The sequence below is a fragment of the Natronocalculus amylovorans genome (genome assembly GCF_023638035.1).
Classification (GTDB): domain Archaea; phylum Halobacteriota; class Halobacteria; order Halobacteriales; family Haloferacaceae; genus Natronocalculus; species Natronocalculus amylovorans.
Genome location: NZ_JAKRVX010000009.1, coordinates 1 through 11,758, shown reverse-complemented (window position 1 = coordinate 11,758; position 11,758 = coordinate 1). Strand labels below are relative to the sequence as shown.

The window sequence follows — 11,758 nt, the reverse complement described above, 5'->3', positions numbered from 1 at the left end:
TGCGTAACCGGTTATTAGTATGAAAAATGATGAAAATACAGCGCTGGAAATCAAATCTGTTGGAAAGGTGTTCGACATTGTTGAATATCTTGGGGAGAATGGGACATCATCTGTCACATCAATCGCAGATGCGCTGGAGATGGCAAAAAGCACCGTTCATGCATATCTCTCATCGCTTGAAACACGTGGGTATGTCGTACGTGAAAAAAAGAAATACCGTCTATCGCTGCAGTTTCTTAGTTTAGGAGACTACGCCCGTCGGCATCACGGATTATACATGTCTGCAAAATCAGAGATTGATGAGCTAGCTGCAACAACAGGCGAACGGGTGCAGCTGATGGTTCAAGAGGGTACTATCGGTGTGTATATCTATCAGACACAGGGAAACAAAGCAGTGCAGACTGACTCTCATGTTGGGACTACTGTGGCGTTACATGCAACCGCAGTTGGGAAAGCATATCTCGCATTTTTGCCTGATGATCAGGTCAAAAAAATACTCGATCGCACAGAACTCAGTGCAGTTACTGACAAGACGATTACCGATCGATCGGCGCTTCTTGATGAGCTGAGGGTGGTAAGAGAACAAGGATATGCAACAAATATGGAAGAGCGTATTGCAGGTATGCGCGCAGTTGGTGCGCCAATACGTGATTCGGATGGGGACGCAATTGCAGCGATCAGCCTATCGGCTCCAACAACCCGACTCCAGGGAGAACAGCTCGAGAAAGTCATTCCGGAAAAAATACTGCAAACAGCCCGAGTTATTGAGCTAAGAACAACCTATTCATAAGATTGTATAAATTACAACGTTATGTTTGTAATACCCTTCCAGCGTTTGTTCACTCCTCAAAAAACAGTTGAACGGATCGCCAGTCGAATAGATGAAGTATAAAAGTTAAAACACTTATGTACACGTGTCTAGTAAATAATATTTCTCTACATGAGTTCACAGCGGATAAAATGGATTACGATCGAGGTATACTGATGTATCTTGAGAAACGTATCGAGTTTGAGCGGTAGACAAGGGCTTCAAGTCACGATATCATCTTTATGGAGAACGCCTTCCATCAGCAGCGTTACACAAATCTAATGACAAAAATTAATCAAATTGTGCAAAAAATCGAGGTGGAATGTGAGACGAACGTCCGATAACTAGTAGCTGGGATATCGATCATGATCGCTCGTGCTGTCTTTTTAAAAAGAATTTATTACGACAACTGTCAAATAATATATTTATATATTCATATTATACTTCGATTTTAGATATAACATAGTTAACGGCCTCTCCGGTTGACGTTCGGCCGCTTCGCAAAGATTCCCACATTGATTTTGAGGGCGAAAGCCCACGACTTTAGTTGTGGTAACTGACCCGGCTTACAACTCTTCAAATCCGGTTGACTCACCACCACCAAAATCAGCAGGCTCCGATCGGACTGGTTGTGATTGCTGCCGATCGTACGTTTCCGACCATTGCTCTGTTGCGGAGAGACTGCCTGCTCCGTGATCTGTCAATCGCTTTCGTATCTGTACCAGTGCGGGTGTATTCATCGCATCTCCAGACAGCACTGCCTGTCCGGGGGTGAGTCCCGGAAGCTCTCGGAGGACATCTTCTCCTGCTGCTTCGACCGATTTTTTAATTGCTTCTTGGTCGGTTGGGTTTCTGATTTTCATCGTAATTTGTGTCCCACATTGTGAGAGGACGTCTTGGTCGATCTTAGAGGGTCGCTGACTAATGATGCCGATACCAAACCCAAACTTCCGCCCCTCAGATGTGATTGTTCGCAGAATTCCAATTGATGGTGCACTGCCAGACCCAGGAGCAAACCGATGACCTTCTTCAAACAGTGCAAACACTGGACATTCAATATCTGACTCACGTCCTCGCATTGCGTTTAAACGCTCTCGATAGATCCGTCGAAGAAGAACTGTCGCAATGAGCTGTTGGTTGCGCGAGTCCAGTGTCTCCATGTTGAGGACCGTGCACTGACCAGCAGCAACAATCTCATCAAGTGGAACATTAGCGTCAGGCTGGAACAGTTCGTTACGCTGGATCGATCGGCGAAGCCGCCACTCTAGACCACCAACACTGGAGTCATCTTCGCCGTACATAGTGTACATTTGCTCGACAAGTTCATCAACGCCCCATGTTCGGCTATCTTTATTCTGCATGGCTCGCCATCCACCTGCAAGCCGTTCCTGCATTCGATCGCTTGGGTTGTCAAGAATGGCCATGATATCTCCAAGTTCAAGTTCGGAGATACGGATTCGAAGCCGATCCTCGTCGAAGTATACAACATCCGGTTGATATCCGTCATCACCTTCGAAAGCGGAGTGTGTCTGCATTTCCGAGAGTGTATCATACTCACCATGTGGATCAAAAATCAAGAGTGCAGCCCGCGAAGACGGCAGCATCATCTCTTCGATTAGCACACCACCAGTGTAGGATTTACCACTTCCTGTTGATGCGAGAATCGCAAGGTGTGTTGAGGCAAATTCATCGATCGGCATTCGGATGTCAACCTCTCCAGCAGGTCGATTGAGGAGCCATCCAGTATGTGCGAGGCCATCAAACTGCGCCACATCAGCTGTTGTTGAAGCAACACCAAGATTCGGGAGAACTGCCTCTAGTTGTTCAGCAGGCGCAATTCGGAGTGGGGTACCTGTTTGTGGAAGTTGTCGTGGATTCGCAAATGTAGACATCATGGTATCGTAGTAGCCGATCACCATTGCAGTCAACTGATACAAATCAGTGTCATCGTGTGGAACGCCAAGTGTTGCTGCGATCGTTTCGGGGGCAACGGCAGGATCTGCGAGAAACGTATCCGGAAGGCCTCGAATCTGCTCACGGTTTGTAACACGAGCGAAGACATCCCGACTCTCACCTTCGACAGTGACTGTGTACGTGATGAACTCTCCAGTCTTTACTGCCTGATCTTCTGGTGTAACAAAGAGGAATTCGTTTGGATTGTCTCCCGGACCGGACACTGCTCCTATTACATCTGATCGATCGTTCATCGAATCACCCCCCGATCGGTGTGGGCTTGCCATGTAATGTTTTGCTCAACAACATCTAACACACGCTGGTTTTTATCCGTATCTGCAATCATCGATCGGAGTCGCCCGATAATAGATAGCAAAACGTCCGATCCAAGGGGGCCACCAACATTCAAGATCCGATCCGCATACGCAAATTGAAGATCTCCCTCATCGTTCATATGGAACGTTTTTGTTAATTCATCTGGACATTGACAAACAATGTCATCAACTTCGAGTGTCCACCGAGGAAGTTCGTGTGATGGGTCTGTAAGTAATCCATCTTCGGTTACTCTAGCGGTTCCAAGAAGCGCAACACCTGCGAGAGTAGTTCGTTCTTCAATATACCCCGGGGTGAACTGTCCTTGATCGCTCTGTGCAAGGCGTGTCCCTGTCCGTCCCTGATCTGGATCAACTAATTGTGTATTATAAATAACGCCCATGACGAGGTACGGTTCTCCGCTAACGCTTTTCTGAATGAAGACTGGTTGTCCAAATTCCCGCTCATCAATTTGCGGTGCACGCTCCCGATCGGTCTCTTTGTAGATTTCGACGGTGTAATCGAGGTGGCTGTTCGAGCTGACAATACTCCCAAGTGCTAAGCAGTTGTCAACGTGTGTGTCTTCTGGTTGTGTTTCGATTGTCATTTGTGTTGTAGGTCTGTGTGAGATAGTCAGTTGTCGATACCATTGCTGTACGTCTGATTCACCGGTTACCGACGTCGACGTTCCTTGCTCAATGCTTTTGCGTTCCATTCGAGAGGGACATTGTTCTCTTCGGCCCACCGTCCGAGAATTCTCGTGAAGCGATCTCGATCTTGTTGAGAAATTACTGCATCACTGTCTGCTTGTTGAAGAATTTCTGGGTACCCGCGACCGATCGCTGCTTCAGCTCGAACGATCTCCTTGGTATAGTCATACATTGAATCGTATCCATCAGGGCCCGCAGCATCTATCAGCCACCCAGGGAACTCAATTCGATCAAGGCCTGTGCCGGGTGGGACTTTGAGATATGAGAACAGCAAGTCATTTTTGAACGAGTATGACTCTCCTTTGTACGTCGTTTCCAGTGCATCAACACTCCCATCACGACGAGACGCAAACGGGATTGTTGTATCTCCCCACGGACTCATGAGCTCTGTGAGGATTCTAGAGTCCGCCAACACAGGGCTATCCCCGAATTCTTCTTGTAGAAGTAGCCGTGTCATTTTGACAAGTTCAGACGCATTCGATCCAGCGACATACCCAACGAGTGGGATCTTGTGATGCTGGCTTGCTGCGACAATGTTGCTCAGTGTCTCAAGATACCGATCACGTGTTTCCGGTTTGAGCGGGGTGGCAAACGAACCAATAAGTGGACCATCATAGAACACTACGGGCCGGTGATCCAACTCACCTTCTTCATAAGCACTTGCGATTGATTGGAGCTCAGTAATTAGTTTTTTTCCTTCATGTGCAAACCGATGATGGCCAACAAGCTTTGAATCAATAAACCGATACTCTCCGTTCGCGGACTCCGCAGAGATTAGATCCGGTGTGAGTAGCTTCCCGTCCAGTCCCCGAGTAATTTTCCCATCCGGGTGGTGATAGTTGAGACACCATGCAGTCTGGATGTATGCAACGGGAAGGTTGTATTGTGTCGTCGGTGGAAGTTCTGAGCCATCCACTGCAAGCACAGGGACATCACGAAGAATGTCTCTCGCCCAGTCATTGACTGCCTCATGGCTCTCCCAGTGATTGCTTTCTTCATGCGTCTCAATGAGAGATGATGCAGTGTCAAACAGATCTATCGGGAGTGCTCCCGGATACGACGCTGATTCAAGCTCCGATTTAATTTTATCGCTTGACCACTCACGTGGCAGGCTCTCGAACACGTTACGATACCGTTCAATGAGATCGTAATCGTCTGTCAGATATGCCTCGATTGCATCACGGTTATCGTCCAGTGCGGTCGCGATGCTGTAGTTATCGATCGGCATTACTGCGAGACAACCTCCGTTGTTTGTTTGTCCTTTTCGACGGTTACTGTGTAGTCAGTCATGGAGTCAAACGTTTCATCGTGGCTGATCACAGTGAGTTGTGTGAATGCATCCAATGTATTCAGTTGCTCAACGAGATTTGCTCTCTTTTCAGCATCCAAATTAGCGGTTGGCTCATCAAGGAATGCGATGCCAATCGTTGACAACTGTTCTAAGGTTGCAAGTCGGACGGAAAGAGCCGCAGCCATTTTTTCACCGCCTGACAGTGTTGTGAACGACTTTTGGAGACGCGCATCATGGACAATAATCTCGTAATCACTACGCCATTCGAGTGTCTCGGAAGATCGTCCACGAATCGATCGGAAGATCTGGTTTGCTCGTTGTCCAATACGATCCGTGATTACTTCACGCATCTTTGGCCCAGCGGCACGAACATTCTCCCGAACCCAGTTAGCAAATTGAAGGTCTGCTTCGAGTTCTTTGTATTCGGTGAGCTTCTCCGATCGACTGTCTAATTTGGACTCTAACTCAGCGGTCGTTTCTTTGACCTCAGTCAGTGTATCCTGTGTTGTACGTTTGCTTCCCTCTTTTGCTGCTTTTGCACGCTCTTTCTCTGCTACCTCTGCTGTCAGGTTCTCGAGAGTCTCTTTGTCGAATGACTCTTGTTCCGTTTCCAAGTCTGTCTGAAGACCTGATTTCGCATCAGTTACCGACTCAATCGTAGATTGAAGCGACTCCACAGCCGCTTTTCGATCGTCAAGTTCTGCAGCCTGTTTTTTGTGTTGAATATACTTGTTATAATCTTCCTGAGTCTCAGAAAGCGTCTCTTTGACAGCTTTCAGTTCTGGCTCAACGTGGTCATACTCACTGATCTGCTCCTCGATCGACGACTGCGCTTCTACGTGCTCCTCAAGACGTGATTTTGCATCCTCTAAGTCAGCATGTGCGCCACTGAACTCATTAACCCGTGCCTTTGCAGTAATGTGGTTATCGTATACATCTTGTAATGATTCTTTTTCAGAGACACGCTCAGGCAATTCCGCGGCCTTTTCTTTTGCTTCCTGAAGTTCTGATTCCGCCTCTTCTTTTTTATTGGTTGTCTCTGAAAGGTTATCTTGTAGCGACTCCAGCATCTCGTTGTGATTCGGTAACGAAGCAACTTCCTGTTCAATCTCTTGTGCTTCAGTATGCTCTGATTCGAGCGCTTCAATTGATGCTTCAAGCTCTACGTATCGCTCGGATATCTCCTCCAGCCTGCTCTCTTTTGTAGCGATCGTTTCTGAACGGTGTGTCTCATCAAGTGGTCGGTCACAGGTTGGACATGGTGCATCTGCATCTGCGTCTCTGAGGCGGTCTATCTGGGTCTTGAGCTTCTTTTCCTCTGACTCAAGCGCTTTTTTATTTGCTTTCGCAGAACTCAGCTCTTCGCGGATCTCAGATGTAGGGCGTATTGCTTCTTCTTTTCTCTGAATGGACTCAATCGTCGATTCTCTCTGTTCAATATTGGTTTTGGTTTCTTTGATCTTTTCAGAAAGTTCCGACACCTCCTGCTCTAATGTCTCAGTCAATTCGGCACGCTGCTTCAATGCCGATATTTGAGTCTCAAGTTCATCATACCGCTCCTTTTCAGATGCAGTTTCTGAAAGTGTTTTTTCGGCCTGCTCCAGCCGCACCACATCCTTTTGACACTGTTCAACAGCTGCCTCAGCCCGAGCAACCTCTTGGTCTTTCTGGCTTTTTTGATCTTTGAGATCGTTGAGTTCGGCCTCTTTATCCTGAAGTGTGTCGCGTTTCTCTCGAGCAGACTCATGTGCCAGATATCCTTTCTCTGCCTGTTCGCAAACGCTAACTGCCTCTTCTGCAGACTCCAACTCAGCCTCTGCGGTTTCCAGCGCAGCCTCTTTTGCATCAATCTCTTGTTGCTTGGAGTTGATCTGTGTTTCAAGCTCCTCGATCCGACCTTGCTGTGACTCTAATTCATCGCGCTTCGCCTCAAGTTTAGTGATCTCGTCGCTAAGTGAGTCGATCGCATCTTTGAGAGATGTGATCTTCGCTTGGAGATCTTCCGCACGTCTCCGTTCATCGGGGAGACTCTGGACTTCTCCAGTGAGGGTTTGAATCTCGTCCCGAAGGTTATTTTTGTCGGCCTTGATCGTGTCGGGAGCGTCTTTGAGCGCGTTCTCCCATGACTCCTCGTATGCATCTACTCCCAATAGCGGGTCGAATGTTTCCTTCCGTATTCTAAAGCTTGATCCAAAATCCGAGAGGAAACTTGTTTGTGGAACACCGATACAAGATTCCCACAGTCTCGACAATTCATCTCCATCAGCCACACTGAACTGCGAAGTCAACCAGTCGATAAGGTCGGATTTTGAGCCGATATCCAAGTCAATCCACTCGTCAGCAGCCTCGTCATATCGATAGACATCATAGGTCGATCGGCCAACACCCCGTTTGACTCGGAATATCTGTTGTTTGTCTCTACTCTGTTTTGTAAACGTGACTTCAACAAGCCCAGACTTAGCACCTTCTCGGATCAACTCCTTATTATTGAATGGAAGCGAGTCAAACAGTGCAAATCCAATTGCTTCTTGGATTGTTGATTTCCCCGAACCATTCTCTCCCAAAATTGCGGTTACTCCACCACGCAGTGGCACCGTCGTCCGATCGGAATACGATTTAACATTCGTTAGTGTGACTTCTGTAATTTTCATTCTTGCAGCACCTCCATCTCTTGCTCTTCCTGTTCGCTTGTATCACGAACGAACGGGTCCTCCGGAAGATCAACCACAACATCATCAACCATGGTTTCAAAGAGCTCTCTTCGCTTCTCCGTAACGGAGACTCGGATATCTTCTGGAGACTCGTTGCGCTGTGCCATATGGTGTGCCCGCTCCAGTACATCTGCAACAGCATCCGACTCAGTATTGTACACGGATTCTTCGGCGATTGTCTCAAAGACGCGTCGCTCCAAAAGTGCCGTATTCAGCCGTCCATCAACGAATACATCACCGTCTTCCATCTCTGAAAGGAGTGCTTGGACGTTCGCAGTTCGAATCCCCGTATTTGTCTGTACGTACAACGCACCATATTCCTCTTCTGCCCACTCGGCAAGCTTTCCGGTACGGAAATCAGCACGATCAAATTGGAGCGTGCCAGTGAAACGGAGATCAACTATTGGCTCTCGTGGCGAGCCACCGGACAGATAGAGTGGTTTTTGAAGATGGTTGTTGAGCGCATACTGGCTTTCAGAGAGCTCCGATCGGAATGCCTCTTCAAGTCCACTTTGTGATTTGTACCCCGTCACGTCAAAATCGATTGTGAAGTATGGCCGACGCTTTGACTCACAGTGAGAGACACGGTGCGAAAGGCTCGTTCCACCCTCACTATCGCTCAGTGTAACTGTATAGTAACCGTGTTCCCAGTCTGTTCTTCCTTCGCGTGTGTTGTGTGCCTCTGGTGAACCCGGATTATAGATCCAGCCAGCGGAGTCATATCGCTTGTGTATATGCCCAAGTGCGAGATAATCAACAACCTCTTTGACTTCCCGAAGCTCCGCATGTGTCACGGTACCACCAAGCGTTGGGACTTCGTCTTCAATGCCAAAGTGGGCTAATAAGACTGTGAAATCAGGCTGACCATGAAAATCGTTTGTTTCTTGTATTCCTGCAGCAACCTGTTGCAAAGCAGTGTCAACTCGTGCACCGCGCCATTGGAGTCCAAAGAAGCGCACGAGCCCTTCATCAGTTTCGAGGTCGTAGAAGCCCGAACTGCTCCCAAGGTTCTCTGTATCATGTGGAGTGAATACTGCTGCCTCACTGTTTGACTCCAAATCAGCTTCCAAAAGAATGATTTTACCTTTCTGATGGAGATATTTTAACCATGTCACCTGTCTTGGTGTGAGGTTTTCGTCGTGGTTCCCACGTGAAACAAGAACTGGAATGTCTTCGGGAACAGAATCAAGCACCCGCTCAGCATCAGCAAGGATTTTTGGGCGAATATCACGAGCATGGAATAGATCACCGGGGAGAACGATCGCTTCTACACCATGGTCTGTGACCATCTCTTTGACAGTCGCATATGCAGTTGAGGCCATATCGTCTTCGCGCTGACGCAGTCCATACTGTCGATGGCCAAGATGTGTATCTGCAAGATGCCCAAATACGCTCATTCAATTACACCTCCCTGACAGCAGTGTGATGGGCCGAGAATGACGTTGCCTATATTTTAAAACCAGCTTACATAAGGGCGATATACTGTGTTGGAGCATCGTATCTCCAAAGTTTATTTGTGATAACATAAGGGCTGGCCAAGCGCGGTGAAAGTAAAACAAAATTGAAATTATATGAGGGGACAGGAGTTCCTCGCAGCTGGCTGTGGTTCCGTTGGTGGAATTAGTGCCGCAGTCTTGATGAAGACAACTCTGATCCAGTCCCCGAGATTGTTAGCTTGGAAGTTCGAAATGATCACCGGGGAGAACGATCGCGAATTCATGGTTCAAATTGAGGACGAAGAGAGAACTATTTTTGAGCACTCAACTGTGCCCACCTATCTTTCAATTTTTTACTAGGTTGATACACTTAATATGTTAGCGTACAACATAATCTTGTGGCAATATCTTTGGATTTACCGCAGGTGACAGAGCCGTCGGTAATCGCAATGAGATGGCTTGTGCTTGCAACAGCCTACTTTACCCTTGTATTATTCATTATTGGCGTATTTGATCTCTTGCTCGGTCTATGGGAGCTCGTTACAACTGGACGCTTTACCGACCCAATCGCCGTCGTTGAACTTCTAGATATGGTACTCTTGTTACTGATCATTGTCGAAGTTCACCGAACACTGATCGCATACGCTCGCAAGGAAGCTGTGGTGCCGATCGTGATCAGTGCTGCGATCATTGCAATCACCCGTGAGATAATCAGCTTACGGATTGACGAATTCGATACAACTGGTGATGCAGTGAACGCTGCTGGCGCGTTAGCCCTCCTTCTCGTCGGGCTCGTCATTGCATATTTTGTGATTCGATACATGGAAGCCAAAGAGTTAGCATATCAGTCGTGACATATTTTCTCACGCGGCACGGTCTAACTAAGCCAGTTTGGGACGCGAGTAGTTCGTAATTTAAGTTAGCTATTCAGCGTCCAGCGCTCGCATCAGAGGATTTCAAATGGGCACCTCCAGTAGCACATATTTCTGCCACCGGGTTTTATAAAATCAAATAACTAGCCGCTGTTAAATTAGCGATGCATTTTTGATTGTGTACATACACTGTATGTACATGAGCACAAAAAGAGTCAATTTTCGCCTTCCTGAAGAATTGGTGGTACATGCCGATATCGCAGCAGAAGTGACTCACAAGAACCGAACAGAGATCCTTATTGAAGCACTCAGACAGTATCTCGAAGAGAAAGAGTCTGATGAAAACTTTCGGGAAGCCGTTGTTGAGCTATATTTGGAGGATCATATCCAATTCAAGAAACTTGCTGAGGTTATCGGCCGACAAGATGCTGAAGCCGTTCGCGCCTCGAAACAGGTACTCGATCGTGGCGAAGAGCTTGCAGACAAACTTGCTGATCGCTAAATGATCATTGTAGACACAAGCGCATTTATTTCTCTCGCAGTTGGCGGTGCTCTCGAACCCGCTATTGATGAGTTCGAAGTTACCACTTCCGAGACAGTTCTTAATGAGCTGGTAAAAACTGCCGAGTACAATGACAACCATGGTGAAGCTGCCAACCGCGTCCTCAAAATGGAGGACAATTTTGGCGCTGTTGCTGTTGATAGTGACGAATTTGTGACGAGTCGAATTGATCATGGTGAGGCCAGCTGTGTGGCCGCCGTCCGTCAGGAGACTGCAGATTTCTTGATTACCGATGACTACAGAGCTCTTCCTGAACTCCGTGAGTTAGTGGATGCGGAAGTTGCGTTGTCTCCAATCGTTCTTCGAGCGTTGGTCAAACGTGGTGCTCTCAGCGAAAAGGAAGCAATAGCCGCTTTCGAAACAATGGCCGAGGGACGTGATTGGCTTGGTGCACCAATCTACCGATACGCTCGCCAACTCCTTGACGGTGGCCCAAAGTAAGGGATTATAACAGTGCAAGGAGAGTGTTCGGCCCTTTAGCATCAGAATGATGGTGTGAGAGAGCAACAAAAAAGATACTAAGACAGGACGGATGCCAATCGGATATACTAAGACTTGATTATGTCAGACATACCATTAATCGCTATCATATTCCATTATTTTCCAGTGTCTAAGTGTACACTACTACTTGATTTTGCTTGTATTCTGGCGTTTCTGGAAATTCTGGAAAGAGCCCTCAGAGCGTTATGTATTCTGCATCCGATCGGACTATCATGCGATCGAACACACAACCAACACGTATTCCTGAACTCCCGACACTCGGGGGAAAATATACGCAACTTATTGCGACGGAGGATACCAGATCGGTATTAGCGGCACTCGTCGTTGACCACGCACTGCTCAATGACGGTCCACTATACTGGATCGACGCGTGTAACTATGCAACAACGGATGCAGTCATGAGTGTTGCACCGAACCCACGAATGCTCGATCGAATCCATGTGGCTCGCGGATTTACTGCGTATCAACACCGCAAAATCGTGGAATCACTAGACACTGTGACATCCTCCCTGTCGTAAACGACGGGGCTTCCCACACGGTGGGAATGCCAGTTAATCGTCGTCACCAGAACCGTAGGTTCTGGTTGGCCCACGAGACATAGT

At 47.6% G+C, this 11,758-nt stretch carries 10 protein-coding genes; 5 read left to right on the top strand and 5 right to left on the bottom strand.

The features are described from left to right. Positions 1-19: 19 nt before the first annotated feature. Positions 20-790: an IclR family transcriptional regulator gene (locus AArcSt2_RS14925; RefSeq protein WP_250585752.1), complete on the top strand. Its 771-nt coding sequence runs from the start codon at positions 20-22 to the stop codon at positions 788-790. 584 nt (positions 791-1,374) lie between these two features. On the opposite strand, the gene AArcSt2_RS14920 is transcribed toward AArcSt2_RS14925, so the two are convergent. The 5 genes from AArcSt2_RS14920 to AArcSt2_RS14900 all read right to left on the bottom strand — a co-directional run bounded on the left by AArcSt2_RS14920 (position 1,375) and on the right by AArcSt2_RS14900 (position 9,182). Next, complete coding sequence (locus tag AArcSt2_RS14920) at positions 1,375-3,015, bottom strand: ATP-binding protein (protein ID WP_250585750.1); 1,641 nt, start codon at positions 3,013-3,015, stop codon at positions 1,375-1,377. Next, positions 3,012-3,680 (bottom strand): DUF8166 family protein, encoded by a 669-nt coding sequence (locus AArcSt2_RS14915; RefSeq protein ID WP_250585748.1) that lies wholly within the window; start codon positions 3,678-3,680, stop codon positions 3,012-3,014. Before AArcSt2_RS14915 ends, AArcSt2_RS14920 begins: the two co-directional genes overlap by 4 nt. Before the next feature lie 65 nt (positions 3,681-3,745). After that, on the bottom strand, positions 3,746-5,011 hold the full coding sequence (locus tag AArcSt2_RS14910) for a DNA double-strand break repair nuclease NurA (RefSeq protein WP_250585746.1): 1,266 nt from the start codon (positions 5,009-5,011) through the stop codon (positions 3,746-3,748). After that, the gene (locus AArcSt2_RS14905; RefSeq protein ID WP_250585744.1) at positions 5,011-7,725 is read right to left on the bottom strand and encodes an AAA family ATPase; all 2,715 of its coding nucleotides are present in this window, start codon (positions 7,723-7,725) and stop codon (positions 5,011-5,013) included. Before AArcSt2_RS14905 ends, AArcSt2_RS14910 begins: the two co-directional genes overlap by 1 nt. Beyond that, a complete protein-coding gene (locus tag AArcSt2_RS14900; protein WP_250585742.1) occupies positions 7,722-9,182 on the bottom strand; it encodes a metallophosphoesterase family protein in 1,461 nt (486 codons plus the stop codon). The genes AArcSt2_RS14905 and AArcSt2_RS14900 overlap by 4 nt, the downstream gene beginning before the upstream one ends. Positions 9,183-9,625: 443 nt before the next feature. Here AArcSt2_RS14900 and AArcSt2_RS14895 point away from each other — a divergent pair, with 443 nt between their 5' ends. The 4 genes from AArcSt2_RS14895 (at position 9,626) to AArcSt2_RS14880 (ending at position 11,674) form a co-directional block, all read left to right on the top strand. After that, positions 9,626-10,075: a phosphate-starvation-inducible PsiE family protein gene (locus AArcSt2_RS14895; protein WP_425493674.1), complete on the top strand. Its 450-nt coding sequence runs from the start codon at positions 9,626-9,628 to the stop codon at positions 10,073-10,075. 211 nt (positions 10,076-10,286) lie between these two features. After that, entirely contained in the window at positions 10,287-10,595 is a 309-nt protein-coding gene (locus tag AArcSt2_RS14890; protein WP_174654697.1) for a CopG family transcriptional regulator, read from the top strand. After that, positions 10,596-11,096, top strand: a complete 501-nt coding sequence (locus AArcSt2_RS14885) for a PIN domain-containing protein (RefSeq protein WP_250585738.1) — start codon at positions 10,596-10,598, stop codon at positions 11,094-11,096. A gap of 245 nt (positions 11,097-11,341) precedes the next feature. Further along, positions 11,342-11,674, top strand: coding sequence for a hypothetical protein (locus AArcSt2_RS14880; RefSeq protein WP_250585912.1), 333 nt, complete (start codon positions 11,342-11,344; stop codon positions 11,672-11,674). Positions 11,675-11,758: the final 84 nt, after the last annotated feature.